The sequence below is a fragment of the Roseibium sp. RP-7 genome (assembly GCF_053005225.1).
In genome coordinates this window covers 255,356-280,810 of sequence record NZ_JBRKQA010000003.1, presented here as the reverse complement: position 1 = coordinate 280,810, position 25,455 = coordinate 255,356, and the positions used below count along the sequence as shown (strand labels likewise).

The 25,455-nt window shown below is 61.6% G+C and carries 23 protein-coding genes; 4 read left to right on the top strand and 19 right to left on the bottom strand.

Annotated features, from left to right (window positions below; all coding sequences use genetic code 11):
* Positions 1 to 11: 11 nt before the first annotated feature.
* The 12 genes from ccmB to acnA all read right to left on the bottom strand — a co-directional run bounded on the left by ccmB (position 12) and on the right by acnA (position 13,175).
* Positions 12 to 683 carry a heme exporter protein CcmB gene (ccmB, locus tag ACVDG9_RS24075; RefSeq protein WP_023002744.1) on the bottom strand — a complete coding sequence of 224 codons (672 nt, stop codon included), beginning with the start codon at positions 681 to 683 and terminating at the stop codon, positions 12 to 14.
* A complete protein-coding gene (gene ccmA, locus ACVDG9_RS24070; RefSeq protein ID WP_152505276.1) occupies positions 680 to 1,342 on the bottom strand; it encodes a heme ABC exporter ATP-binding protein CcmA in 663 nt (220 codons plus the stop codon). The genes ccmB and ccmA overlap by 4 nt, the downstream gene beginning before the upstream one ends.
* A 190-nt stretch (positions 1,343 to 1,532) precedes the next feature.
* Positions 1,533 to 2,315 (bottom strand): hypothetical protein, encoded by a 783-nt coding sequence (locus tag ACVDG9_RS24065; protein ID WP_023002746.1) that lies wholly within the window; start codon positions 2,313 to 2,315, stop codon positions 1,533 to 1,535.
* A 267-nt stretch (positions 2,316 to 2,582) separates the two neighbouring features.
* Entirely contained in the window at positions 2,583 to 3,473 is an 891-nt protein-coding gene (locus ACVDG9_RS24060; RefSeq protein WP_447239176.1) for a glycerophosphodiester phosphodiesterase family protein, read from the bottom strand.
* Between the two features lie 45 nt (positions 3,474 to 3,518).
* Positions 3,519 to 4,442, bottom strand: coding sequence for an RDD family protein (locus ACVDG9_RS24055; RefSeq protein ID WP_447239175.1), 924 nt, complete (start codon positions 4,440 to 4,442; stop codon positions 3,519 to 3,521).
* Complete coding sequence (locus ACVDG9_RS24050) at positions 4,439 to 5,434, bottom strand: stage II sporulation protein M (RefSeq protein WP_023002749.1); 996 nt, start codon at positions 5,432 to 5,434, stop codon at positions 4,439 to 4,441. Before ACVDG9_RS24050 ends, ACVDG9_RS24055 begins: the two co-directional genes overlap by 4 nt.
* Positions 5,434 to 6,675: a DUF58 domain-containing protein gene (locus ACVDG9_RS24045; protein WP_082444732.1), complete on the bottom strand. Its 1,242-nt coding sequence runs from the start codon at positions 6,673 to 6,675 to the stop codon at positions 5,434 to 5,436. Before ACVDG9_RS24045 ends, ACVDG9_RS24050 begins: the two co-directional genes overlap by 1 nt.
* A gap of 53 nt (positions 6,676 to 6,728) precedes the next feature.
* Positions 6,729 to 7,685 carry an AAA family ATPase gene (locus ACVDG9_RS24040; protein WP_055659892.1) on the bottom strand — a complete coding sequence of 319 codons (957 nt, stop codon included), beginning with the start codon at positions 7,683 to 7,685 and terminating at the stop codon, positions 6,729 to 6,731.
* The gene (locus tag ACVDG9_RS24035) at positions 7,675 to 8,997 is read right to left on the bottom strand and encodes a hypothetical protein (RefSeq protein ID WP_447239174.1); all 1,323 of its coding nucleotides are present in this window, start codon (positions 8,995 to 8,997) and stop codon (positions 7,675 to 7,677) included. The genes ACVDG9_RS24040 and ACVDG9_RS24035 overlap by 11 nt, the downstream gene beginning before the upstream one ends.
* Positions 8,994 to 9,650, bottom strand: coding sequence for a DUF4129 domain-containing protein (locus ACVDG9_RS24030; RefSeq protein WP_173017291.1), 657 nt, complete (start codon positions 9,648 to 9,650; stop codon positions 8,994 to 8,996). The genes ACVDG9_RS24035 and ACVDG9_RS24030 overlap by 4 nt, the downstream gene beginning before the upstream one ends.
* Before the next feature lie 142 nt (positions 9,651 to 9,792).
* Positions 9,793 to 10,182 carry a bleomycin resistance protein gene (locus ACVDG9_RS24025; protein WP_023002754.1) on the bottom strand — a complete coding sequence of 130 codons (390 nt, stop codon included), beginning with the start codon at positions 10,180 to 10,182 and terminating at the stop codon, positions 9,793 to 9,795.
* Between the two features lie 317 nt (positions 10,183 to 10,499).
* Positions 10,500 to 13,175, bottom strand: a complete 2,676-nt coding sequence (gene acnA, locus ACVDG9_RS24020; RefSeq protein ID WP_023002755.1) for an aconitate hydratase AcnA — start codon at positions 13,173 to 13,175, stop codon at positions 10,500 to 10,502.
* A 489-nt stretch (positions 13,176 to 13,664) separates the two neighbouring features.
* Between acnA and ACVDG9_RS24015 the strand changes: the two genes are divergently transcribed.
* Positions 13,665 to 16,457: a bifunctional aconitate hydratase 2/2-methylisocitrate dehydratase gene (locus tag ACVDG9_RS24015; protein WP_447239173.1), complete on the top strand. Its 2,793-nt coding sequence runs from the start codon at positions 13,665 to 13,667 to the stop codon at positions 16,455 to 16,457.
* A 200-nt stretch (positions 16,458 to 16,657) separates the two neighbouring features.
* Entirely contained in the window at positions 16,658 to 17,257 is a 600-nt protein-coding gene (locus ACVDG9_RS24010; RefSeq protein WP_447239172.1) for a hypothetical protein, read from the top strand.
* Positions 17,258 to 17,628: 371 nt separating this feature from the next.
* On the opposite strand, the gene queF is transcribed toward ACVDG9_RS24010, so the two are convergent.
* The 7 genes from queF to ispG form a co-directional block, all read right to left on the bottom strand.
* Positions 17,629 to 18,096 (bottom strand): preQ(1) synthase, encoded by a 468-nt coding sequence (gene queF, locus ACVDG9_RS24005; protein WP_006937960.1) that lies wholly within the window; start codon positions 18,094 to 18,096, stop codon positions 17,629 to 17,631.
* A gap of 380 nt (positions 18,097 to 18,476) precedes the next feature.
* Positions 18,477 to 19,205 (bottom strand): 7-carboxy-7-deazaguanine synthase QueE, encoded by a 729-nt coding sequence (queE, locus tag ACVDG9_RS24000; RefSeq protein WP_152509195.1) that lies wholly within the window; start codon positions 19,203 to 19,205, stop codon positions 18,477 to 18,479.
* Complete coding sequence (queD, locus tag ACVDG9_RS23995; RefSeq protein WP_023002759.1) at positions 19,202 to 19,585, bottom strand: 6-carboxytetrahydropterin synthase QueD; 384 nt, start codon at positions 19,583 to 19,585, stop codon at positions 19,202 to 19,204. The genes queE and queD overlap by 4 nt, the downstream gene beginning before the upstream one ends.
* Positions 19,578 to 20,267, bottom strand: a complete 690-nt coding sequence (gene queC, locus ACVDG9_RS23990; RefSeq protein ID WP_077291507.1) for a 7-cyano-7-deazaguanine synthase QueC — start codon at positions 20,265 to 20,267, stop codon at positions 19,578 to 19,580. Before queC ends, queD begins: the two co-directional genes overlap by 8 nt.
* Before the next feature lie 160 nt (positions 20,268 to 20,427).
* Positions 20,428 to 21,165, bottom strand: coding sequence for a DUF429 domain-containing protein (locus tag ACVDG9_RS23985; RefSeq protein WP_447239171.1), 738 nt, complete (start codon positions 21,163 to 21,165; stop codon positions 20,428 to 20,430).
* Positions 21,158 to 22,054: a pyridoxal kinase gene (pdxY, locus tag ACVDG9_RS23980; protein ID WP_447239170.1), complete on the bottom strand. Its 897-nt coding sequence runs from the start codon at positions 22,052 to 22,054 to the stop codon at positions 21,158 to 21,160. Before pdxY ends, ACVDG9_RS23985 begins: the two co-directional genes overlap by 8 nt.
* Before the next feature lie 21 nt (positions 22,055 to 22,075).
* A complete protein-coding gene (gene ispG / locus ACVDG9_RS23975; protein ID WP_075284112.1) occupies positions 22,076 to 23,335 on the bottom strand; it encodes a flavodoxin-dependent (E)-4-hydroxy-3-methylbut-2-enyl-diphosphate synthase in 1,260 nt (419 codons plus the stop codon).
* Positions 23,336 to 23,558: 223 nt separating this feature from the next.
* Between ispG and ACVDG9_RS23970 the strand changes: the two genes are divergently transcribed.
* Together ACVDG9_RS23970 and ACVDG9_RS23965 are read left to right on the top strand one after the other, a co-directional pair.
* Positions 23,559 to 24,344, top strand: a complete 786-nt coding sequence (locus tag ACVDG9_RS23970; protein WP_447239169.1) for a hypothetical protein — start codon at positions 23,559 to 23,561, stop codon at positions 24,342 to 24,344.
* A gap of 41 nt (positions 24,345 to 24,385) precedes the next feature.
* Positions 24,386 to 25,273, top strand: coding sequence for a hypothetical protein (locus tag ACVDG9_RS23965; protein ID WP_055659867.1), 888 nt, complete (start codon positions 24,386 to 24,388; stop codon positions 25,271 to 25,273).
* Positions 25,274 to 25,455: the final 182 nt, after the last annotated feature.

Genomic DNA, 25,455 nt, shown 5'->3' with positions numbered 1-25,455 from the left:
TCAAATTGCCGTCAATCTCCTGCAAACCGGAGCGCCGCGGCAGCGGCAAGCGGGCCGATCACCGCCGCAATCAGCGACAGCGAACACAGGATCAGGAACGGCGTCAGAAACGGCACAGGATCATGAATAGCGGCATCCGCGGCACTGACGCCGAAAATCAGCACGGGAATGGCCAGCGGTATCACCAGCACGGCCAGCAGAAGACCGCCTCGGCGCAACGAGACGGTGAGGGCCGCGCCGATGGCGCCGATCAGCGTCAGGGCCGGTGTGCCGACCAGCAGCGTGAGCGTGACGGCTCCCGTGGCGACGGGGTCGAGATTGAGAAAGATGCCCAGCAGAGGTGCGGCGATCACCAGCGGCAGGCCCGTTGCGACCCAGTGCGCCAGGCACTTGATCAGCACAAGCAGTTCCAGCGACCGTCCCGCCATCAGCATCAGGTCCAGCGTTCCGTCCTCCCGATCAGCCTGAAACAGCCTGTCCAGACCGAGGAGTGTCGCCAGAAGTGCACCGATCCACAAGATGGCAGGACCAATGCGGGAAAGCAGGTTCAGATCCGGACCGACGCCGAAGGGAATGACGGTGACAACGGCCAGGAAGAACAGCACACCGACAAGCGCGCTGCCGCCGACGCGCACAGACAGCCGAAGATCCCGCCGAAACAGCACAACAGCCCAGGAACTCATGCGGGCAGATCCTCCTCGTGCAGCGAAACGGGTTCAGCGGTGCGCAGATGCAGGATCTTGGTATTGGCAAGGGCCAGATCGGTGTGGGTAGCAGTTATGATCATGCCGCCGGCGGTCAGATGTCCGTTCATCAGGTCCAGAAGCTGGCCTTCCGATGCCTTGTCCAGCGCCGACGTCGGCTCATCCATCAGCCAGATCGGCCGGGGCGTGACCAGAAGCCGGGCAAGGGCCAGGCGCCTCGTCTGACCGGCGGAGAGAAATCCTGCCGGCAGGTCTGTCGTGTGGCCTATGCCGAGGAGATCAAGCGCTTCCTCGGGAGACATTGCCGTTGCGCCAAAGACAGATGCCGAAACCGGTGAGGTGAAGCCTTGCCAGAACGTCAGGTTTTCCAGCACGGAAAGCGCCGCCTTGACTGCGTTCTGATGGCCGAAATAATGGGCGTGTTCAGCCGGTGACCGGTCGGCTTCTCCCTGTTCCAGCCGAAGCGTGCCGCCAGCCAGCGCGACAAGACCTGCCAGCGTCCGCAGCAGCGACGACTTGCCGATGCCGTTCGCGCCCGTCACGACCAGTGCCGTGCCGGAGGGAAGATCAAAGGACAGGTCCTGAAACACCCGGCGTCCGCCGCGATCGATGGTCAGGTTTTCGGCAATCAGTCTCAGGGGAATGCTCCGGCGGCAGGTTGGGTTGAACCTTGTTAGTTGGCCGCACTGTTATGATGCAAGGAAAATTCCCCGCCTTGTCTTTGCTCAAAGACAAAACACCCGGGGCTTGCCCCGGGTGCTCTGGTGTCCGGACCCGCTTGCCGGACAATTTCAAAAAGCAGCGCGGTTTGCCCGCGTTGCTGGGCGATCAGTCGAACACAGATGCGATCTGGTCGACGCTGACGCCTTCCTTGATTTCACGCAGGCGCGCATAAATCAGTGCGACAAGGATACTCAGGAAACCTGCGCCGACTGTGGAAATGGCAGCGAACAGGATGATGCCGATGACCATGCCGATGCTGCCGGCCGAGGCCACGAGGCCGACGACGAACAGAGCGACGATGTTGATGATGGTGGCACAGATGATGGCCAGTACCAGCGCACCCAGGATCGGCCAGCGGTATTCCTTGGTAAGATACTTGCTGCGGCCAAGACCACCGAAGCCGGCGCGTTCGATCACCACGGCCGGTGCCATGACGGCGAATACCGCATAGACCCAAAGGCCCGGAACGACCAGCAGGACCAGGCCGATACCAACCAGGATCGAGACGACGATCGAGAGGATCGCCAGCGGCACGACAGCGCTCAGGGCCGGACCGAAGTAACGGCCAAGCTGTACCGGGCGCGACAGCTTCGCGTCATAGGCAAGCTGCACCAGAAGTGCGGTGGTGATGGAATAGACCACCATGCTGACGAGGATCGACAGCACGTTGGCAACAGCGCTGCCGGGGCCGGTGAACTCCTGCGGCTGGATGCCGAGTGCGGCGCCGAAGCCGACCAGCAGGCCGGAAATCAGGAAGCCGATCAGGTTCGGCACGAAGCCGACGATGACGACCTGAATGAAATGCTTGAGGAGGATCGAGAAGCTCTCGCCGATGATGGAGCCAACGCCAAGGGAGGCCGTGGGCTGGCTTAGGGTCGTGTCGGTCATTCAATTGCTCCGTAAAACTTCCAATAGTTTTTTCAAAAGTGGTTATCTAATTCCAGCCCACATACCGACGAACGCTGCCCGCCAAACGGGAGGAGCGACGATCATCCGCCTGAAGCCGTGGACTGTCCGAAAACCGGTAGATCCCGATCGCATGAGCATCTTGCCCGCCCTCTGCTGAAGACAGTTACTCTTGCGATTTTTCACCATAAATCCTTCTGCAGCAGGTCACAAGCGGGGCCTTGCGCGGAAGTTCAACCCTCCTGACACTCAGTCGAAGACATCGGCGACCTGGTCAACGCTGATACCTTCCTTGATTTCGCGCAGTCGCGCGTAAACCAACGTGGCAAGGATTGCCAACGGTCCGCTTGCCAGCGCGTTGGTTGCGGCAAAGACGGGCAGGGCCCAGACGTAACTTCCCTCACGGGCGAGAAGCTCCACTGGAAAGGCGCCGGCAAGCGTGACGGCCAGCGAGCAAAGCCAGACCGGCAGCAGTGCGCCGGCAATCTGCCAACGATAGGTTTTCGTCAGCGCCCAGCTGCGGCTCATGCCGCTGAAGCCAATCCGTTCAATGACGACAGCGGGGGCCAGGACCGAGAAGGCCGAACATCCCCACAGGGCGACAAAAGGCAGAACCGCAAGCGCCGTGATGGAAATCAGGGTCGTATTCACAAAGATCGCAATGAAGACCAGCGGCAACGCAATGCACACGAAGATGACGACCAGCAGCCCGTTTTGCAGGCAGATCGGCGCACTGGCTTTGAGGGCCGGCAGCAAATAGCGGGCAATCGAGACCGGGCGGTTCAACCGGGCGTCATAGGTCAGCTGGGCGAGAAAGGCCGCAGTCACGGCAAAAACGATCACATCGACAAAGGCCGTCGCAAGGTCGACGAGGCCGGCCAGGTCGCTGGTGTCGTCCGTTTCCAGATTGAGCGCGGCATCGACGCCGACAAGCGATCCAGCCAGCAGAGCGCCCAGGAGGCTGACTACAAAACCGATCGCAAGGACCGGCACAAGATTCCGGATCGTGATGGAAAAACTGGTTCCTATCAGCGCGCCGATCCCAAGTGACTGCCGGACATGGCGCCCCTGCGACCCCTCGGACTGGCCAACCCGATCAAGGAAATAGGCTCTGAGGCTATGATTGTCCTGTTTCTGCAAACTGGCTGATCCACTTGATGACTGGAGCCGGAGAGGGCGAAAGGTCTATTTTTCCTCGCCGGATTGGGCGTAGTGCTTGTTTTTCCGCTTGTCGCCGAACAGCTGGCGTTGCTCGAGATGTTCCCGCTGGGCGTTGTAGAACGCCTGCAGGAACGGCAAACGATCCACCGGAGGCACCGGAGCGGCATAGCCGATCTTCTTGCGGATCTTTTCCACGATTGCTTCCAGGGTGGCGTTCCGCTGGTGGGCAGCTTCGGCTCCGGACGGTGTATTCTGGCCACGCAGCAGCGTTTCCAGTGTCTGCAATTCGAAGGCGCCGTAGTGGTCGAGCTGATGGGACAGGAAGACGAATTTCTTGCGTGCTGTCCCGGTCGCGACCGTCTCGCTGGCCAGATCCTTCAAAAGCACCGGCACCGGCAGGTGGATGACATGGGTGCCTGCCATCATGTCGCCCAGCCGGCGCCGGTAGCGGTTGAACAGGGGGATCATCAGCGACATGGTAACCCAGGCAAAAGCGGCGAGCGAGGCAAGCGGCGTTGCCGAATCCAGCGTCAGCAGAAGCGTCCCGGGCAGGAAGATCTCCGCCTCCTTCATCAGGTTGCGCAGGACAAGCGCGCGGGCGGTCAGTGGTCCGCCGTCATGGGAAACCACCTTGATCTTCATCAGCCGTTTGCCGAGGGTCTGGCCGTTCCAGGCCAGCTCGGCCAGCACATAGTAGGGAACCCGGATCAGGAAGAACAGCAGGGCGGCGATGGCCATCAGTGTCTGCGGTGTCGTCAGGTTGATCAGAGCGAGCAGGATCACCAGGCAGGTCGCGGCAATCGCGGTCAGGATGATATCGATGAGCTGGGCAGAAAAGCGTACCCCAACACCCGCGATGGGCAGCGTCAGTGCAACGCCCTCCGGCGGCACAAGCGTTGAAGCCGGTGGCCGGTCGGTCTTGGTTCGTTTCCAGAAACGCACTCTCATCGCCGGCTCCGGCCTCCCAACAGGAACCAGGACAGCCAGAGCGCGCCGATCCCCCAGCCGATGATCAGCCGGGCGTCAAGGCTTTGCACCAGTTGCCGGCCGAAGCCTTCCAGAAGTGCGGCTGCCACCAGCATGATGGCTGCGACAATCGCCAGTTTCACAGCATCGCGACCGGCTTCGCGCAAGGCAACGCTGCGTGATCTGTCACCTGGAAAAAGCACCGCGGCCCCCAGTTGCAACCCGCCGCCGCAGGCAATGCAGATGGCCGAGATTTCGGTGACGCCATGGATCGACAGCCAGCCGACGAGATCGAGACCCAGGCCCCGGTCGACGTGAAGGGCGAGGAAGGCACCGAGCGACAGGCCGTTATAGAATGTCAGCAAGACGGCAGGGGCGCAGGCAAAGACACCAAGACCGAAAACGAAGATCGCGATGCGGGTGTTGTGGGAAAACAGATAGGTCGCGAATGCTCCGAGCCCGCTTGCCTGGTCGGTGCCGTAGATGACCGAGCGCAGGGATTCCGTGGTCGCGTCCGGCCCACGGTTGCCGGCAAGTTCGGCCGGCATCATCACGTAGAACCAGTCGTTGTTCTCGAAATAGAGCAGATAACCCGTGAGGGCCCCTAGCGCCATGCACAGGAACCCGATCAGAATGTAGAACCAGGACCGGCGCATCGCCCGTGGCGCGCCTTCCCTCAGGAAGTGCTCCAGCAGGCCCCCAAGCCGTTCCTGCGGGGCGTAGACGCACAGATATGCACGGGCTGTGAGCGCTTCCAGATAGCCGAGCAGGGCCTTGTCGAGCGAGATTTCGCGCGCAATCGCGAGCGAGGTCGTCGCCTGCCGGTAGAGAGAGGCAAGATCTCGGGTCTCCGCGAATTCCATATGCTGAAGGCCCTGGCCTTCGGCCTTGCGAACCAGAGTTTCCAGCCTCTGCCAGTCGGCTTCCCGCTCCTTTCGGAACCGGGCGGAGCGCATCAGATCCTGTGTGTCCATCAGATCAGCTCCCGGGCCTTGATTTCAAGATAGGCGGAAATCAGCCGCGCGGTCACGGCATTCGGTTTGGCGTCGACGATGGTAACGCCCATTCGGGACAGTTTTTCGAACACCAGGCGGCGTTCATTGAGTGCCTGGTTGGCGGCAACAAGCGTGGCTGCGCCATCGAGATCTCCCGGTGCCGTTTCCACCAGCTTCTCAAGGTCGGGATCTCGGATTGCGACGAAGATCAGCAGGTGCCGCTTGGCCAGGATGCCGATGTTCTCCACCAGCAATTCGGCCGATGTGGTGTCGACGAAATCAGTGAAGATGATCAGCAGGCTGCGTTTGGGCGTCCGGGCGTTCAACTCGGTGAGCGCGAGGGTGTGGTTGGTTTCGCGGCTGACATAGGAAAGCTCCGCCGTCCAGCTGCGCAGCCGTGCAAACGCCGTCCTGCCCGGAGCGGGTGCGGAGAAGGTGCGCGGTTTGACGTCGTAGGAATAATAGCCGACCAGATCACCGCCAATGGCAGCCGCCCAGGCGGTCGCCAGCGCTGCGGTCACGGCGTGGTCGATCTTCGGCAGGCCGCCGATCTCCTCGCGCATAAGATAGCCGTTGTCGAGTGCGACAATGACATGGTGATTTCGCTCGGCGCGCAATTCCTTGGCGACAAGGGAACGCCGTCGGGCCGACCGCTTCCAGTCGATCGTCTTGATGTCCATGCCCTGGACGAAATCCCGCAGTTGCTGGAATTCCGATCCTTCACCGACAGCACGGTTTTCCTTCACGCCGTAAAGCGTCGACAGAACGGTGGTGGTGATCTGCCCGGACTGGACCATGCGGATGTTCGGGACCACGCGGATTTCTGCGCCGACGGCCAGTTTCGGCACGAACTCCAGCAGTTTGAGACGCGAGTGCCAGGAAAGCCAGAGATGGTCCACGCGCCAGACGCCGCGCCGGATCGCCCGGCAGGCAACCTCCGCCCGCGAGCTGCCGTCCGCTGCCGGGGCAAACGCGAACTCCGCGTCGCCGCCGAGGCCTTCCGGCCAGTCCAGTTTCGCTCGCAGGGCCAAGGGCGCCTGGGCAAGTTCCAGTTGAAGCTTTGCCGTCTCGCCGACAAATACCTCCGCCGGAGCCTCAAACGTCAGGTTCTGCGGTCGCCGGAGTGACATGGCCATGTCGATGACGACCAGAAGCACGAGCACGATCCAGGGAACCGCGCCGATTTCACGCGCAGCACCCCCGGTGACAACCGTGATCACCGAGATGGCCAGAGCCAATGCGCCAAAGGCGAGCAGTCGTTTGGACGGCCGGATCAGCGGGGAGCCTCGATCTGGTTGAGGATGTTTTCCAGGACCTGCGCCGGGCTGCGGCCTTCGATTTCCGCCGCCGGGCCGAGAACGATCCTGTGGCGGAGGGCCGGCACGAAGAGGCGTTTGACGTCGTCGGGAATGGCGTAATCGCGTCCGTTGAGCGCCGCCGTTGCCCGTGCCGCACTTGCCAGCGCGTCGGCCGCGCGGGTCGAGGCACCGAAGGCGATTTCGGAACTTTGGCGGGTCGCGCGGATCAGGCGCAGGATATAGGCGAGGATGTCATCCTTCAGGATGATGCTGTCGACCAGCGCCCTTGTTTCCTCAAGGGTGGCGGAATCGAGCACCTTGGACAGCGTGGCGGTTTCCATGCCGGCTTCCAGCGGCTTGTCCGCGTGCTGGCGCAGGATCGCCATCTCGATGTCTTCGGGCGGGAAGTCGATCACCAGCTTGAACAGGAACCGGTCGAGCTGGGCTTCCGGCAGGGGATAGGTACCCTGCTGCTCGATGGGGTTCTGCGTTGCCACGACAATGAATTCCCGTCCGAGGGAATGATCCGTGCCGTCGATGCTGACCATGCGTTCGCTCATGGCCTGCAGCAGGGCGGCCTGGGTCTTGGGCGGGGCGCGGTTGATTTCGTCGGCCAGCAGCACCTGCGAGAACACGGGGCCCTTGGTAAGCACGAAGGCGTTGGTGCGGAAATCGAAGATCGAGGTGCCGAGCACGTCGCCGGGCATCAGGTCCGGCGTGAACTGGATACGGCCGAAATCGAGTGCCAGAGCCGCCGAGAAACTGCGGGCAAGCAGCGTCTTGGCGGTGCCGGGAGGGCCTTCCAGCAGCACGTGGCCGCGGGCAAACAAGGCGATCAGCAACAGGTCGATGATGTCGTCCTGACCGAGTACGGTCCGGCCGATCTCCGTCCGCAAGGCATCGGTCCGTTCGCGCAGCGCTTCAAGCGTCATGGGTTATTTGCTCCAATACCTGTTCCAATTGGTCGATTTGCTGGATGGCTTCCGTGGCCGGAAGCCGGGCAGGCAGTTTTCGTATGTCGGCCAGGATCGCGCGCAGGCGCGGTGCAAGGGCCGGATGCCGGCGTTCGGTGTAGGTCAGGAAGGCGTCTTCCCCGGCATAGTGGCGGGCATGGGCCGGACCGAACAGGGCAGAGGCCGTCGCCGAAATACGGGCGGTCGCATATTCGCGAATGAGAGCGCCATCCTGCCCGGAAAGCCGCATCAGCCTTGCGCGCGCCTGGACCGCCAGATCCTTGCCGGCGCCAGGTCCCGCCTCTTCGTCGCGGATGGGGCCGTAGCGGATGAAGCTGCGCCAGAGCGCCAGCCCCAGCAACAGTGCCGTGCCGAGCCACAGGGTGAGGAAGGGCGGTCCGAAGAAACGGAGCAGATCTTCCCAGGTGCGCTCGCGCTTGGGTTCGTTCACGGGATCGCGCAGCCAAGAGGAGCGGCTGTAGTCGATGACGATATTCCGGTTGCCGGCCTTTTCAGTCAGAACATCAAGGGCAATGCCGGCATTGTCGCCCAATCGCAGGCCATGGTTGTTGATCAGGTCCGGATCGGACAGCACCAGAATACGATCCTGTTCGCCGTCACCGGCATCGGCGAGCGGGCAATCGGCCAGCAGCATTGCGCCGGTGTCACCGACGATCGGGCGGCAGGCCTCGTTGGCGAAGGTCTGGGCGGCGTAGATCTCCGCCCGCAAGGGCTCGCCTTGCTGTGACTGGTACCGGAAGTCGGAGAAGGGCCGAGTTGCGGCGGTAATTTTCGTGCCGCTGGTGCCGGTCACCTTGTTGACGATTGTCTGAAGACGGTCCGCCTCAACCTTCAGGAAAGGGTGGGCAAGGCCTGTCAGGCGCATGCCGCTGCGCCATTTCGGCAGCACAAGCAGGGTTGGAACACGCTCGGCCTTTTCCAGGACGACCGCGGTCGCCAGATCGTATTCATCCTGCTGCAGCAGCAGTTCTTCCTTGGTACGAGGGCTGCTGCGTTCGCTGTCCGGCAGCGTATCGTAAAGCGGTACCACCAGCAGGCCGACCGCTGTCTGGTCCATCAGCCAACCGCCAGCAAAATTCTGCGCACTGGCCCCATTTGTCGCCAGCCAGACCTGCAGGCCGTCCAGCCCGGCGGGCGAGCGGCGCAAGACCTGCTGGCGCTGGGACAGGATGTACCAGCCGGCAATCAGAACCGCGACGCAGATCAGTGCGATGACGGCGGTTTCCAGGCTCGGGCCCTTGGGCCGCGTATTTGCAGCGCTCTCGCTCATGCCGCCTCCGGACCCAGCAGGTAGCGGCAGTTCGCAACGTGGTCGTTGAACTCGTCTTCGCTGACGTGCCTGCCGCCGAATTGCACTCGTTCGGCCATGGTCACAAGCTTGCGCAGCAGCTCCCTCGCCTGGCTTTCGGGCAACTGGCGCAAGGCGTCGCGTGCCGTCCAGCTGCGCTGCATCAGGATGCCGTTGGCTGCAATGGCGGTGGCCAGCACCTTTTGCGTCAGCAGCACAAGGGCTCTCTGCCGATCTTCCATGCGCAGGATCTCGTCAAGCGGAGCGAGTTTTTCCGCCCAGACCGGGGCCTGTCCGCGGATGCGGGGGCGGGTGCTGTCGGGGTTGCTTGCCTCCCGGCCTAGCGACACCGTGAACCGTCCACCGAAGCGCAGGAAGAAATAGGCAACGGCAACAAGGATGCCACCTACGATCAGGCCCGGAATCCAGCGGTTGTCGATGGTCGGGTCTGCCTGATCCGCCGCAGGTTTCGGCGGCTCCTGGGTGGTGTCCAGTTTGGGTGGCGGTGCGGAGGGGTCGAAATAGGCCACGTCCGTATCGATCCCGCGCAGACGGATTGCACGCAGGTACTCCGTGCCCGAGTCGCCGATTTCAAGCGGTTCCTGAACGGCTTCTTGTGCATATGAGGGGAGCAACGTCCCTGAAAGGATCAATAAAAAACAGACGATCAAAAATCGGCGCATGACGGGTTTATTAGCGGCTCGTTCTGAGCTTCGCAACCGACAGCTGCTGCCAGGGTTCCGTAAGGATCATGCTCCCCGTTTTTACCCAGGGCATTCACTGCCCGATCCGCTCCAGATGCTCGCCGAAATAGAGCATGTTCCCGTCCGGGTCCCTTGCGCCGAATTCGCGCATGTCCCAGGGCCGGTCGGTGATCGCCTCGGCGATATCGGCGCCCGCTTCTGTCACCGAGGTGTAATAGCCGTCGATCCCGGCCACGAAGCAATAGGCCGTCGCCGGATGCCGTCCGGCCCCGGCCGACAGATGCAATTCGACATGGTCCCGGCACAAAATGGCATAGCGGACGGGCTCGGCCTCCGTATCCGCCCATTCGAACCGGCTCTCGAACAGGAGCCTGTTCCGGTAATAGGCGACGGCGGCCTTCAGGTCGGAAACCGGAAAGACCGGAGCGATATGGGAGAGATGCGGTGGTTTGGTATCTGGCATGAGGAAACCTCCGGAACTGCCTGAGGTTGAGCCTGACGGACTTTTCCACCAGTGGCAAATAACAAAAGCGCCCTGCAGCGCAGCTGCACGGCCCGATCCGGAATCCAGTGAATCAGCGTGAGCGAAAGCGAGCACAAACTCAAACAAGCATCCGACACTTAAAAAAGACGCGCCTGCAGCGCGAAGCATGCGCTGGGTTCCGGATCAGCGCGCAACTTCGCTGCACTTGTCCGGAATGACCCACCGGGGTTGGTTATCCAAAAAAAACGGGCCCCTAAGGGCCCGCTTCGATCTCACCTGACTTGAAAAGCCAGCCCTCAGCTCGTCACGAGATTCCTGAGCACGTAGTGCAGGATGCCGCCGGCCTTGATGTATTCCAGCTCGTCCAGCGTATCGACGCGGCACAGGCACTCGATGGTCTTGGTGGTGCCGTCCTCATAGGTGACTTCCACGTCCATCATCTGGCGTGGCTGGATGTCGGCGATGCCCTTGATGGTCACGCGTTCCTTGCCGGTGATGTTATGCGACTGCCAGCTTTCGCCTTCCTTGAAGGTGAGCGGGATGACGCCCATGCCGACCAGGTTGGAACGGTGGATACGCTCGAAGGACTGCGCGATGACCGCACGCACGCCAAGGAGATTGGTGCCCTTCGCGGCCCAGTCACGGGACGAGCCCGTGCCGTATTCCTTGCCTGCGAAGATGACCAGCGGAACACCTGCTTCCTTGTATTCCATGCAGGCGTCGTAGATCCATTCCTTCTTGCCGTCCTTCATGGTGACGCCGCCTTCGACACCCGGAACCATCTGGTTCTTGATGCGGATGTTGGCGAAGGTGCCGCGCATCATGACTTCATGGTTGCCGCGGCGCGAGCCGTAGGAGTTGAAGTCCTTCTGGGCGACCTGATGTTCGGACAGGTATTTGCCGGCCGGGCTGTCCAGTTTGATCGAGCCGGCCGGAGAAATGTGGTCGGTGGTGATCGAATCCAGGAACAGGCCCATGACCGCCGCGTTCTCGATGTCCTGAAGCGGCTTCGGCTCCATGGTCATGCCTTCGAAGTAGGGCGGGTTCTGGACGTAGGTCGAGGACACCGGCCAGGAGTAGGTCAGGCCGCCTTCCACCTTGATGCCCTGCCAGTGCTCGTCGCCCTTGAAGACGTCGGAATAGCGGGTGCGGAACATCTCCTCGTTGATCGAGGCGCGGATGAGGTCGGTGATCTCTTCCGTGGTTGGCCAGATGTCCTTCAGGTAGACCGGGTTGCCGTCCTGATCCTCGCCGAGGGGATCCTCGGTGATGTTGATGTTCAAGTTGCCTGCAAGGGCATAGGCGACCACCAGCGGCGGCGAGGCCAGGTAGTTGGCGCGCACGTCCGGATTGACGCGACCTTCGAAGTTGCGGTTGCCGGACAGCACCGAGCAGGCAATCAGGTCGTTGTCGTTGACTGCCTTGGAGATCGCCGGGTCCAGCGGACCGGAGTTGCCGATACAGGTGGTGCAGCCGTAACCGGCCAGCGTGAAGCCGAGCGCGTCGAGATCGTCCTGAACGCCGGCCTTTTCGAGGTAGTCGGTCACGACCTGGGACCCGGGCGCCAGGGAGGTTTTCACCCATGGCTTGACCTTCAGGCCCTTCTTCAGCGCGTTGCGGGCCACGAGGCCGGCGCCGATCAGAACGGACGGATTGGAGGTGTTGGTGCAGGACGTGATGGCGGCGATCACAACGTCACCGTTGCCGATGTCGTAGTCCTTGCCTTCAACGGCAACGCGCTTGGACAGCTCGCCTGCCTTCTTGAACTCGTCCGTCATGGTCTTGGCGAAACCGGCTGCGGCATCGGCAAGATTGATACGGTCCTGCGGGCGCTTCGGTCCGGAAATCGACGGAACGACGGTGGAAATGTCGAGTTCCAGCGTGTCGGTGAAAACCGGCTCCTCGCCGCCGGAGCGGTACATGCCCTGCGCCTTGGAGTATTCGGCAACCAGGGCGACGCGGTCCTTGTCGCGGCCGGTGGCTTCCAGGTACTTCAGGGTTTCCTTGTCGACTGGGAAGAAGCCGCAGGTCGCGCCGTATTCCGGCGCCATGTTGGCGATGGTGGCCGCATCTTCCAGCGAAAGGTTGTCGAGGCCGGGGCCATAGAATTCGACGAATTTGCCGACGACGCCCTTCTGGCGCAGCATTTCCACGACGCGCAGCACGAGGTCGGTCGCGGTGATGCCCTCGTTCAGCTTGCCGGTCAGCTTGAAGCCGACCACTTCCGGTATCAGCATGGAGATCGGCTGGCCGAGCATGGCGGCTTCCGCCTCGATGCCGCCGACGCCCCAGCCCAGAACCGCCAGGCCGTTGACCATGGTGGTGTGGCTGTCGGTGCCGACCAGCGTGTCGGGATAGGCGACGGTTTCACCGTCCTCGTCCCTGGTCCAGACGGTCTGGGCCAGATACTCCAGGTTCACCTGGTGGCAGATGCCGGTTCCCGGGGGCACGGCACGGAAATTGTTGAAGGCGGACTGGCCCCAGCGCAGGAACTCGTAGCGCTCGCGGTTGCGCTCGTATTCCAGTTCGACGTTCTGCCTGAAGGCGTCCTTGGTGCCGAAATAGTCGATCATCACCGAGTGGTCGATGACAAGGTCGACCGGAACCAGCGGGTTGACCTTTTCCGGGTCGCCGCCGAGCTTCACGGCAGCATCGCGCATGGCGGCAAGGTCGACCACGGCCGGAACACCGGTGAAGTCCTGCATCAAAACGCGGGCCGGGCGATAGGAGATCTCGTGATCGGACTTGCGGGTCTTCAGCCATTCGGCGCAGGCAAGGATATCTGCCTTGGTCACCGTGCGGCCGTCTTCGAAGCGCAGCAGGTTCTCAAGCACCACCTTCAGCGAGAACGGCAGCCTCGAAACACCTTCGAGGCCGTTCTTCTCCGCTTCGGGAATGGAAAAATAGGTGTAGGTCTTGCCGCCGGCGGTCAGTGTTTTCTTACACTTGAAGCTGTCGAGGGACTGGGTCACGACGTGCGATCTCCTTTATTGTCCAAAAGGCCCGGGCCGTGTGTGCACCGGTGCCTGGCATACTCTCTCAAGGCTCCGGAAACGGAGCTGCAGCGCTCTGTCATCCGGCATCCTTCCGCGCGGGTACGATGAGAGCCTCTCCCTCAGTCGCCGCCGCAAATTGATGCGCCGCACCTATAGCAATCTTTGGCTACGACCACCAGACACGACGCCGTCGCCGTTGTCGAGACTTCGGTTGAAGTTTCAGCCTCTTGAAACGGCATCGTCCGGAAATCGAAGCCAGAAAACACCTTCGGAAATTCGAAAATGCGATCTTGGGTGCATGCAGATGCGCCAACCGGTATATAGACATCATTTATTGGATGGGAAGATATTGCATACCATTGTATACTGAATTAAAACGCCGCTCAGCTAGCCTGTCCCGGCCCGCCAGACCTCTCGGCGATCCGGAAGCCAGGCTTCAAACAACACCAGGACGCCGGGATCATCATGAGCTTGTATGAAGACTACCTGAAAGAGATCGAAACGCGCAAAGGCCAGGGTCTGCATCCCAAGCCCATCGAAGACGCCGCTCTCGTTGAAGAGATCGTCGCGCAGATCAAGGATACCGGTAACCAGCACCGGCAAGAGTCGCTCAAGTTCTTCATCTACAACACGCTACCGGGCACCACGAGCGCTGCCGGCGCGAAGGCGAAGTTCCTGAAGGAAATCATCCTCGGCACGTCTGTTGTTGATGAGATCACCCCGGCGTTTGCCTTCGAACTCCTATCCCACATGAAGGGCGGCCCTTCCGTCGAGGTTCTGCTGGACCTGGCTCTTGGCAACGATGCCCAGATCGCCAGGGATGCGGCTGAAGTCCTGAAGACGCAGGTTTTCCTCTACGATGCCGATACGGACCGGTTGAAGGCCGCCTATGAGGCCGGCAACGAAATCGCCAAGGACGTTCTGGAAAGCTACGCTCAGGCCGAGTTCTTCACCAAGCTTCCGGACATCGACGAGGAAATAAAGGTCGTCACCTATGTCGCCGCCGAAGGTGACATTTCCACCGACCTTCTGTCCCCCGGCAACCAGGCGCATTCGCGTTCCGACCGCGAGCTGCACGGCAAGTGCATGATCTCCGAAGCGGCCCAGAAGGAAATCGAGGCGCTCAAGCTGCAGCATCCGGGCAAGCGTGTCATGCTGATTGCCGAAAAGGGCACCATGGGTGTGGGGTCGTCCCGCATGTCCGGCGTCAACAACGTCGCCCTGTGGACCGGCAAGCAAGCCAGCCCCTATGTTCCGTTCGTGAACATTGCCCCGGTCGTTGCCGGCACCAACGGCATTTCACCGATCTTCCTGACCACCGTCGGTGTGACCGGCGGCATCGGCATTGACCTGAAGAACTGGGTCAAGAAGCTGGACGAAAACGGCAAGCCGATCCTGAACAATGACGACAGCCCGGTTCTGGAACAGAAGTATTCCGTCGAGACCGGCACGGTGCTGACCATCAACACCAAGACCAAGAAGCTCTACAACGACGCCGGCGATGAAGAACTGGCCGATGTCGCTTCCGCGCTGACCCCGCAGAAGGTCGAGTTCATGAAGGCCGGTGGTTCCTACGCCATCGTCTTCGGCAAGAAGCTGCAGAGCTTTGCCGCAGAAACCCTCGGCATCGAGATGCCGCCGGTGTTCGCACCCAACAAGGAAGTGTCGCACGAAGGCCAGGGCCTGACGGCGGTCGAGAAGATCTTCAACCGGAACGCTGTCGGCGTTGCGGAAGGCAAGGTGCTGCATGCCGGTTCCGACGTTCGTGTGAAGGTCAACATCGTCGGCTCGCAGGACACGACCGGCCTGATGACTTCCCAGGAACTGGAAGCCATGGCGGCAACGGTGATCGCACCGACCGTCGACGGCGCCTACCAGTCCGGCTGTCACACGGCTTCGGTCTGGGATCTGAAGGCACAGGCCAACATTCCGAAGCTGATGAGCTTCATGAACAAGTTCGGCCTCATCACCGCACGCGATCCCAAGGACGTCTATCACCCGCTGACGGACGTGATCCACAAGGTGCTGAACGACATTACCGTCGACGACTGGGCAATCATCATCGGCGGCGACAGCCATACCCGCATGTCCAAGGGCGTTGCCTTCGGTGCGGATTCGGGCACGGTTGCGCTGGCACTGGCCACGGGCGAAGCAACCATGCCGATCCCGGAATCGGTGAAAGTGACCTTCAAGGGAACCATGAAGGATCATATGGACTTCCGTGACGTCGTTCATGCCACCCAGGCACAGATGCTGAAGCAGTTCGGCGACAACGTCTTCCAGGGCCGCATCATCGAAGTGCACATCGGTACGCTGCTCGCCGACCAGGCGTTCACCTTCACCGACTGGACCGCGGAAATGAAGGCCAAGGCCTCCATCTGCATCTCCAACGACGACACCCTGATCGAATCCCTGGAAATCGCCAAGAGCCGTATCCAGATCATGATCGACAAGGGCATGGACAACGCCAACAAGGTTCTGCAGGGCCTGATCGACAAGGCAGACAAGCGCATTGCCGAAATCCGCTCCGGCGAGAAGCCGGCCCTGACGCCGGACGACAGCGCGAAGTATTTCGCGGAAGTCGTGGTGGATCTGGACCTGATCGACGAGCCGATGATCGCCGACCCGGACGTGAACAACGAGGATGTCTCCAAGCGTTACACCCACGACACGATCCGCCCGGTTTCCTATTATCGCGGCGAGAAGAAGGTCGATCTGGGCTTCGTCGGTTCGTGCATGGTGCACAAGGGCGACATGAAGATCGTCGCCCAGATGCTCAAGAACCTCGAAAAGACCAACGAGAAAGTCGAGTTCAAGGCACCGCTCGTGGTGGCTGCACCGACCTACAACATCATCGACGAGCTGAAGGAAGAAGGCGACTGGAGCATTCTGCAGAAATACTCCGGTTTCGAATTCGACGACAACTCGCCGAAGAACACCGCCCGCACCGAATACGAGAACATTCTCTACCTTGAGCGTCCGGGCTGTAACCTTTGCATGGGTAACCAGGAAAAGGCCGCCAAGGGCGACACGGTTCTGGCAACCTCCACGCGTCTCTTCAAGGGCCGTGTCGTGGAAGATTCCTCTGAGAAAAAGGGCGAATCCCTGCTGGCCTCGACGCCGGTCGTGGTTCTGTCGGCCATCCTTGGCCGGACGCCGAGCCTCGACGAGTACAAGGCGGCTGTCGAAGGGATCGATCTGACCAAGTTCGCTCCGCCGAACCAGAAGCCGCTCGACGCACGGTCGGTTCATTTCTAAGAGCAAGCTGCGTTCATTCAGAACACAGACGCAATCTGGGGCCGCCCGATCGATGCCGATCGGGCGGCCCTGCTGCATTTGAGGGTCAGGATGGGACGTTGAAGCCAACGAGGTGATTGTTTGGCGGCAGGAAAAAGTGTTCCATGGGAATGGCCGGTGATTTTGGCCGATTTCTTAAATTCATTTCCATGGGGGCTTTCATGAAATACCGCGTGCCCGCAGTTCTTTTTCTTCTTGCCGGCTCTATGCAGAGCGCACTGGCTGACCCGTGTCAGGATCGTTTCACGGAACTCTATCTGCAACTCGATCAGACGACGCCGACCAAGACCCAGGTGATCACCGCCTTCAAGGGCGCGCCGCCGACCACAAATGACTTTTTCTACCTGTCGCAGGATCACTATCTGACCGTGCCAACCTCACCGGAAGGCCCGTGGGTGCTTGGCTACGGCAACGTGCTCTATCAATCCGCTGACCAGGGGTCGACCTGGGAAAAGATCCGCGAGATGGACACCGGCCAGAACGCGGATCAGGCACGTGCCGACAAGGAAACGAACGCAGCCAGCATCCGTAACGCGGCCTGCAGCGAGGAAGAGCTGGAGGGTGAGGCCGTGGAGGTGGTGGCCGCGGATATCACCGTCAGCCAGGGCATGGTCACGGAAAACCGCTACACCTACTATGTCCGCCGCAGTGACAATTTCATCGTCAAGGCGATCTACGACAGCAAGGCCCCGTCTTTCGAGATGGTGACCACCCAGGTGATCGAAAAAGCCCCCGGTCTGAACCTGCCGGTGCCGGAGTAAGGCAGCCAGCCAGGCGGAAGGATCGTGGGGCGGACGGCGGGTGTGCCGATTGCGCGGTCTCTTGCGCGGAACAACAGGTGTTTCCGGTGAGCGGATGGCAAGCGAGGCTTGCCCCATCCGCAGATGTCATCCCGGGCATGACCCGGGATCCAATGCCCATCGCGGCGAGCTCGGAAATCTCTATTGCGTTCAGGCAGTCGCTTTGAGCCTTGTGCAAGTCTTGAGGCTCTGGAAATGAGTGGGCCCCGGGTCTCACGATGCTCGCCCGGGGTGACACTTCCGGGTGGGGTGCGGCCTGGTGTTGATCGATAGTGCCGAATTCCTGCCCGAACCTTGGGATCGCCATATCCGCGCAGGCAGCCCAGTTTGCCTTAGCCGCGTCCGCGATAGGGGGCAACGCCCTGGTCGGGGATCCAGACGCCGTCCGGAGCTGGGCCGGTCTGGTAGAAGACGTCGATCGGGATGCCGCCGCGCGGATACCAGTAGCCGCCGATGCGAAGCCACTCGGGATCGAGCAGGTCGACGAGGCGCTTGCCGATGGAAACCGTGCAGTCCTCGTGGAAGGCGCCGTGGTTGCGGAAGGAGCCGAGGAACAGCTTCAACGACTTGCTCTCGACCAGGAAATCACGCGGCACATAGTCGATCACCAGATGAGCGAAGTCCGGCGCACCGGTGATCGGGCACAGCGAGGTGAATTCCGGGGCGACGAAGCGGACCATGTAGCCCGTGCCAGCCTGCGGGTTCGGCACTTTTTCCAGAACCGCCTTGTCGGGATCGTCGGGAAGTTCGGTGGAAGACCCGAGCTGGGTCAGGTTCTCGTAGATGCTCTTGTCGGACATGACTGTCTCCTGATTTTGAGCCCGTTCCGGGGACACGCTTTTGCGCTGTCGGTGGATGGGATTCGTGTTCTTGAATGAACTCGCAAAGACCCAAAATTTGGGCTTTCGCTTCCCTGCGCCCTCATCCTGAGGAGGACCGTCAGGTCCGTCTCGAAGGATGGGCCGCTTGTTCTGTGCGTGCCGCCCCTCCTTCAAGACGCCGCTGGAGCGGCTCCTCAGGATGAGGGAGCGGTTTTGAAAAGCTTCCTCTCCGTCGTCATCCCGGACGAAGATCCGGGATCGGAGAGGCGAAGGCCTGTCGATTCTGCTCGCGACACCGTTGGCTTCCCGGTCCCGGCTCGCGCTACGCTTGGCCGGGATGACACCGGAGAGGCCGGTTCCTAAACCCCGCGCAAATTGCCCCAGATCATCGTGTGAAGCTGCGGCAGGACGGTGGCTGCGTACCATCTGTCGGAGGTAACCCGGTCCACAAGCCAGCGCATGCGCTCCATGATGCCGGCCATGTCGATGGTGGCATCGGTGTCGGCTGCCGCCGGCGGGGTGTGGTTGCCCGGCTGCAGGAAGCAGCTGAGATGCGGGTAGCGGTCTGAGACGTCTCGCGCGAAGGCATAGTCCGCCTCGTCGAAGACAACGACCTTCAGGACGGTCTGGGTCTCAGGCCCTGCGGCCTCGACGCATTCCGCCAGGCGCTGCCAGTCGGTGACCATGCCCGAGGAAGGCGGTTTCGGGCTCAGCGTCAGGACGTCGAGATCGGCAAACCAGTCCTTGGCGAGGCTGCCCTGCGTTTCCAGCGCGAAACGGTAGCCCTCTTTCCGGCCGAGCTCGATCAGGCCTCCAAGCGGCTGGATCGCCGGATTGCCGCCGGAAAGCGACACTGTCAGCGGATTGCCGCCGGACAGGATCTCCACCTGCATCAGGATGGCTTCCGGCGTCATCGGGCACCATTCGTCCCGATGAGCGCTGTCGACCGCATGCAGCGTGTCGCACCAGGAGCAGCGGTAATCGCAGCCGCCGGTGCGCACGAACACGGTGGGTTGGCCAATCAGGGCGCCTTCACCCTGAATGGTGGGGCCAAATATTTCGCTGACCCGGATCTGTTCGATACTCATGCCGCACGCGCCCCCGGATAGACGAGGGGTCGGAATTCGGCGCAGGTCTTCGGCGTTTCCTTCACGCGAACGGCCGAGGTTTCCGGCCAGCGCTGGCGGCACCAGTTGTAGAAATAGCGCGCCATGGTCTCGGCGGTCACGCAATCATCGCCCAGCACGTCATTCAGGTGCCGGTGGTCGAGCGTGTCGTCGATGAAGCGCTTGAATTCGGACAGTTCGCGGTAATCGCGCACGAAGCCGATGCCGTTCAGCTCTTCCGACATCAGCTCCACCTCGACCACATAGTTGTGGCCATGCAGGCGGGCGCAGGGGTGGTCTTCTCCCAGGCCAAGGATCTGGTGGCTGGCGGAGAAGTGGAATTCCTTGGTGATCCTAAACATTGCACGCCTCCTTCCAGAACGCTTCGTCTGCGTAGACCGTCGGGTCGATGCCACCGGCCAGGTGAAAGGCTTCGCGCCGTTCCACGCAGGTGCCGCAGCGCCCGCAGTGAACCTCGCCGCCCTTGTAGCAGGACCATGTCTTGCGATAGTCGACGCCAAGCCTCAGTCCCTCGGCGGCGATGTCCGCCTTGGAGGTGTGGACGTAAGGCGTGAAGAGGCTGATCTCGCCCATGCCTTCCAGCGCGTGGCGCTGCATGGTCTCGAAGCTTTCGGTGAAGGCCGGACGGCAGTCCGGATAGATGAAGTGGTCGCCGCCGTGGACAGCGGTCGCAACCGCTTCGGCACCGCGCGCGCTGGCAATGCCGAAGGCAATGGAAAGCATGATCGCGTTGCGGTTCGGCACAACGGTGATCTTCATGGTTTCCTCGGCATAATGCCCGTCCGGCACGTCCAGATCGTCGGTCAGCGCCGAGCCGGTCAGCTGGCGGCCGATATTGGAAATGTCGATCAGGATATGCTCGGTGTTCAGCTCATCGGCACAGGCCTTCGCGTAGTCCAGCTCCTTCTTGTGGCGCTGGCCATAGTCGAAAGATACGAGGCCGATCAGCTCGTGTTCCCGCGCAACCTTGTGCGCAAGGGTGACGGAATCCATTCCGCCGGAACAGATGACAAGTGTTTTCAACGATGTGGTCCCTTGTTTTCGCTGGCACCGGGTAGGCTGCGACCGGTGGTTCCCTTTTGGGGAACGGCGCGCGTTTTAGCAGGTTTTGGCGAAAAGGGAAGGGTGGGGCATGCTTTGAAGGATTTTCAGGAAAAGCAGGAAAATGGGCACCGCGGGCGCATTACGCCCAGATCGCCATCCTCAGGCCGCGCTCATCGCGGCGGAAGTCCTTCGGAAACGGTTCCGCTTCTCCCCGAAAGATCCGCTCGGCAATCAGGCTGTTGGCGGCGGCATCCAGAAGGTCGTCGCGTCCGCAGCCGCGCGGGGGGCTCTGGTCAAGAAACTCTCCGGGCAACCCCTTGGAGACGAGAAGGTCCCGCCGCTGGTCGAGGCCTGTCGGGTTGGCGCGGCTCTTGACCTTCTTAGGCAGGCTCATTTCCGCTCCGCCGTTGAGGCGCCAGGAGGCAAGTTCCGGGTGCACCTCGTGGACGCGTGTCTCCAGCTCCGGTGTCATCAGGGCGTCGATTTCCCGTATTTTCGGGAACAGGAAGAAACACTGCTTGGAGACTTTTTTCGGCGGGTCGGACGTGGCGAGTGCCGTGTTGCAGGCCTTCAGGTAATCGTCTTCATAAACGGCGGGGCGAGCGGGCACAGAAAACACCGAGGATTGGCGCATGCCAAGGTGCTTGCGAGCAGCCTTTTCCGGGCCGCGCCCGCCAGGGCCGATGCGGTCCGGCAAGCCGATGGGCATGTCGACAGCGACAATCGCAAGATGCGGGGTGTGTCCGACAATATCCGCGAAGGTCGGAAAGACGATGAGATCCAGATCGGCGGCGTCTTCCAGATTGCGGATGACCGCAACCCAGCCGGCCTTGCAGCCGTCGACACCGGCAACCCTTGTGCCTGCCTCGTCAGGCACGGGCCTTTGCTTCCAGAACCCGGCGCGAGGTGACGAGGGCCATTGCCTTCACCACGGAGTTCTGCTCCTCGGCGAACAGCAATTCGTCCGCGCCCTTGCGCACGCTGCGGGCAACCAGCTCAAAAACGGAGGCCGACGCACGTTTCAGGGCTTCCTCGTCGTTTTGACCGGCCAGAAGGTTGGCCAGGAACAGGCCTGCGATCAGGTCTCCGGTGCCGTGCGGTGGATTCGCGATGGAAGCATGCTCGGCGGCAACGGCGCCACGCGGGCCTGCCAGAAGGTTGGCAATGGCATTGCGGCGCAGGGCTGGCGAGGAGGTCACCATAACGCGCTCGTTGCCGAGAACCCGGGCGGCGGCGAGAGCCTGCATTTCGCTGTCGATCTCGCGGCCCGTCAGCCAGCCGAGTTCAAAGGCGTTGGGCGTGACGACATCGGCCAGGGGCACCAGCTGGTCCCGGATTGCCTCGGCCGTTGCCGTGGGCACATAAAGGTTGCCGCTGCCGTCGTGCTGGTCGCCCATGACCGGATCGCACAGGTATGGTGCATCCGGATTGCGGGTCTTGACCGCCTTCACAAGTGACGCGATCGCGGCCGCCTGTTCCGGATTGCCGAGATAGCCGGAAATCACCGCGCCGACTTCGGCCAGTTTCGGGGATGCGGCAAGATCCTCAACAATGGCGGTGAAATCTGCTGCAGGGGCAACGATGCGGGTACCCTTGCCTTGTCCGGGATGCCACGGCAGCAGGATGGTCGGCAGAAACCAGACATCGTGGCCGATCCGTTCAAGTGCGAAGGTCAGACCGCGACCGCTGATACCGCCACGGACCACCTGGGAGGTGATCACCAGAACCGGCTTTTTCTTTGGCTCGGGGGCGCCCGGCTGCATCATGGGATGGTGTTCCTTGCGGGGTCAGGCAGCGTCGGAAGACGACTTGCTGCCGGTGCCGTAGCGCTTTTCGATATAGTCCAGAACCATCTGCTTGAACTCGTCGGCAATGCCGGGCCCGCGCAGGGTCATGACCTTCTCGCCGTCGATGAAGACAGGCGCAGAGGGGGTTTCGCCGGTGCCGGGCAGGGAAATGCCGATGTCAGCATGCTTGGATTCGCCCGGGCCGTTGACGATGCAGCCCATCACGGCCACGTTGAGGCTTTCAACGCCCGGATATTGTTCACGCCACTTGGGCATGGAAACACGGATGTGGTCCTGAATGTCCTGGGCCAGTTCCTGGAAAACGGTGGACGTTGTGCGGCCACAGCCGGGGCAGGCGGCCACCACCGGCACAAAGGCGCGGAAGCCCATCACCTGCAAAAGCTCCTGAGCCACCTGCACCTCGCGTGTGCGGTCGCCGCCCGGTTCCGGCGTCAGCGACACGCGGATGGTGTCGCCAATGCCCTGCTGCAGCAGGATGCCCATGGAAGCGGCGGAGGAAACGATGCCCTTGGTGCCCATGCCGGCTTCGGTGAGGCCGAGATGCAGGGCATAGTCGCAGCGACGGGCGAGATCGGCATAAACGGCGATCAGGTCCTGCACCTGGCTGACCTTGGCCGAGAGAATGATCTTGTCACGGCCCATGCCGAGGCCTTCGGCGCGCTCGGCGGACAGAAGTCCGGACTGGATAATCGCTTCGCGCATGACGGCCGCTGCTGAAACCGGATTTGCACTTTCGGCATTCTCGTCCATCAGCTTCGTCAGAAGTTCCTGGTCGAGAGAGCCCCAGTTGACGCCGATCCGGACGGCCTTGTCGTGCTTCTGTGCGATGTCGATGATCTGCGAGAACTGTGTGTCGCGCTTGGCCTTGAAGCCGACGTTGCCCGGGTTGATGCGGTACTTGTCGAGCGCGGCGGCGCAGTCGGGATAGTCGGTCAGCAGCTTGTGGCCGATGTAGTGGAAGTCGCCGACGAGCGGCACCGTAATGCCGATCCGCTCCAGCCGTTCCTTGATCCGCGGCACCTGGGCGGCCGCTTCCGCACGGTCCACGGTGATGCGGACGATTTCAGAGCCGGCGCGGGCGAGCGCGGCCACCTGCGCGACGGTTGCATCGGCATCCGCCGTGTCTGTATTGGTCATGGATTGCACCACGATGGGTGCATCGCCGCCAACCATCACATTGCCGACCTTCACACCGACGGAGGAGCGGCGGGGCAGGGCTTTCGCGAAATCATCGATCATCACAGGAACCAACGGGTTTTGAGCGTTTGCCCCTCATATGAGGGAACTGGGGCCGACTTTCCAGCGCATGATTAGGGCGTGCGGCAAAAAAGGGCAATGGCAGAGCCGCGGCAAAGGCAGGTCGATCTTCAGGCTCGCGGACGTTGCCACATGGTTTTCAGCCCGCTATGAGCTTGCATGGGCCGGCCCTAACCGTCGGCCGTCTTGTTGTGGAGGGTGCTGCATGTTGAAACGGTTGCTGTCGGACTCTGTTTCCATTGTCTTTGGCAATCTGGAAACCGTGTTCAAGGTTTGTGGTGGCTGGTTTCTCCTGCAGTTTGTGCTGTCTCTCTTCATTCTGGCGAATGGCGCGCAGATCGATGAGGCGACCGCGCCTGAAGATATTTCCGGAACGACGGTCCTGCTGCTGCTGACGACCATGGTGATTGCGCTGCTGTCGTCCGCATCCATTTCGGTCGCCTGGCACCGGTTCGGTCTGCTGAACGAGCGGCCGGGACCTCTGCACTTTCGCGTTGGCGCTGTCGAGTTCCGCTTCATCGGGCAAATGCTTCTGCTGTCCCTGGCCGCAGTGGTTGTCGTGCTGCCTGCAGGGCTGGTGATTGGTGTGCTGTCGAGCCTGTTCAACAGCACCGCCATGACGGTGGTTTTGTGGATCGTCGCGATATTCATTCTCGCCCCGTTCCTGTTCCGTCTGAACCTCAGCCTGCCGGCCGTTGCCGTTGAGCGACCGCTCGGCTTCAGTCAGATGCTTCAGTTCGGAAAAGGCCTCGGCATGCCGATGTTCCTGGCTGCGCTCATCCTGATCCTGCCTTTTGTCGCCGTTGGCGAGGGGCTGCAGTATCTTCTTGGTCTTCTGTCCGGCGGCCTGCCGGCAGCCCTCATCCAGATGAAGATCCTCGTGCTCAACGTGCTGGTGCAGATCATCGTCACGGTGCTGGGCATCTCGATCCTGACGGCAGGGTACCGGATCGCGATGGAGCGGCCGGAGGGGGCTGGTGCGCCGGCCTGAATCGCGTATCCTGCGGCCGTTGCAAGCAACCGGAGCAGACCATGTTTTTCACCGTTCTGGAACGTTCGCTGTCGTTGGCGCAGCATAATTTCGGGACGCTTCTGAAAACCGGCTGGGCCTATATCCTGCTTCTGGTCGCCCTGAATTTCGCCATTGGCGGATCGCTGATGCCGGAAAGCGGCTTCAAGACCGTTTCCTACATGACCGAGCCGGTGGCCGCTGCCGACGAAGGCGCGCTCAGGGCGCTGGCAGCCATTGCCAACCTGCTGGTCGGCTTTTCCATCGCCATTGCCTATGTGCGGCGCATCCTGATCGACGCGCGGGATTTTCCGGTCACCTTCGGGGCGCGCAACATACGCGTCATTCTCAACCAGATCGTCCTCAGCCTGATCGGCGCCCTGTCACTGATACCGCTGGTGATTGTTTCCCTGCTGCTGGCCGCGGTCACGGCGGGCATCGGACTGCTGCTCCTGTTTCTGGCACCGTTCGTTGCACTGATGGTGGTGCAACGCTTTTCCGTCGTGCTGCCGGCATCGGCGGTGGACGATCCGCTGACGCTCAAGGAAAGCTGGCGGGCAACGTCCGGGCTTGGCTGGGCCATGGCCTTTGCGGCGCTGGTGATGAGCCTGCTTGCAGGTTTCCTGGTCGGCATCTGGGCGGTCGTTCTTGGCGTTAGCGATGGATTGATGCCTGCCAGCGTCTTGTGGCAGCAGATCCGCTCTGCGATCTTTCCGATGGGCACCATGCTGATCCTGGTCTGGGCGTTTGCCAGCCTGCACGCGACCTTCTACGGCCTGATCCGCGAACGCTTTGCCGCGCAACTCGGGCTTCGACAGGAAGATCTTTCCAAAGTGGAGGAAACGCGGGATGCAGCCAGGGCCCGTGCACGCAAGGCGCTTGAAGGGGCGCAGCGCATGAACCGGCGTTGATGAAGGCAACATGGATCAAATTTCATCATTCCGATGTTGCAGTGCGGCGATAACTGGTCGAATGTGTGCCTGAAATTTTCTGTTCTGACGCCTTGTTGCCTTTCGTGGAAGGCAGAACGAGGCCAAGCCTTTCAACGATCCGTTTCCGGATGGCCGGACACTCCCGGCCGATGATCCGCCGA

Bases quoted from the DNA above. Each gene is read 5' to 3' on its own strand.
- ccmB (WP_023002744.1), bottom strand. From the start codon at position 683: ATGAGTTCCTGGGCTGTTGTGCTGTTTCGGCGGGATCTTCGGCTGTCT.
- ACVDG9_RS24065 (WP_023002746.1), bottom strand. From the start codon at position 2,315: ATGACCGACACGACCCTAAGCCAGCCCACGGCCTCCCTTGGCGTTGGC.
- ACVDG9_RS24055 (WP_447239175.1), bottom strand. From the start codon at position 4,442: ATGAGAGTGCGTTTCTGGAAACGAACCAAGACCGACCGGCCACCGGCT.
- ACVDG9_RS24050 (WP_023002749.1), bottom strand. From the start codon at position 5,434: ATGGACACACAGGATCTGATGCGCTCCGCCCGGTTCCGAAAGGAGCGG.
- ACVDG9_RS24040 (WP_055659892.1), bottom strand. From the start codon at position 7,685: ATGACGCTTGAAGCGCTGCGCGAACGGACCGATGCCTTGCGGACGGAG.
- ACVDG9_RS24035 (WP_447239174.1), bottom strand. From the start codon at position 8,997: ATGAGCGAGAGCGCTGCAAATACGCGGCCCAAGGGCCCGAGCCTGGAA.
- ACVDG9_RS24025 (WP_023002754.1), bottom strand. From the start codon at position 10,182: ATGCCAGATACCAAACCACCGCATCTCTCCCATATCGCTCCGGTCTTT.
- ACVDG9_RS24015 (WP_447239173.1), top strand. From the start codon at position 13,665: ATGAGCTTGTATGAAGACTACCTGAAAGAGATCGAAACGCGCAAAGGC.
- ACVDG9_RS24010 (WP_447239172.1), top strand. From the start codon at position 16,658: ATGAAATACCGCGTGCCCGCAGTTCTTTTTCTTCTTGCCGGCTCTATG.
- queF (WP_006937960.1), bottom strand. From the start codon at position 18,096: ATGTCCGACAAGAGCATCTACGAGAACCTGACCCAGCTCGGGTCTTCC.
- queE (WP_152509195.1), bottom strand. From the start codon at position 19,205: ATGAGTATCGAACAGATCCGGGTCAGCGAAATATTTGGCCCCACCATT.
- queD (WP_023002759.1), bottom strand. From the start codon at position 19,585: ATGTTTAGGATCACCAAGGAATTCCACTTCTCCGCCAGCCACCAGATC.
- pdxY (WP_447239170.1), bottom strand. From the start codon at position 22,054: ATGATGCAGCCGGGCGCCCCCGAGCCAAAGAAAAAGCCGGTTCTGGTG.
- ispG (WP_075284112.1), bottom strand. From the start codon at position 23,335: ATGATCGATGATTTCGCGAAAGCCCTGCCCCGCCGCTCCTCCGTCGGT.
- ACVDG9_RS23970 (WP_447239169.1), top strand. From the start codon at position 23,559: ATGTTGAAACGGTTGCTGTCGGACTCTGTTTCCATTGTCTTTGGCAAT.
- ACVDG9_RS23965 (WP_055659867.1), top strand. From the start codon at position 24,386: ATGTTTTTCACCGTTCTGGAACGTTCGCTGTCGTTGGCGCAGCATAAT.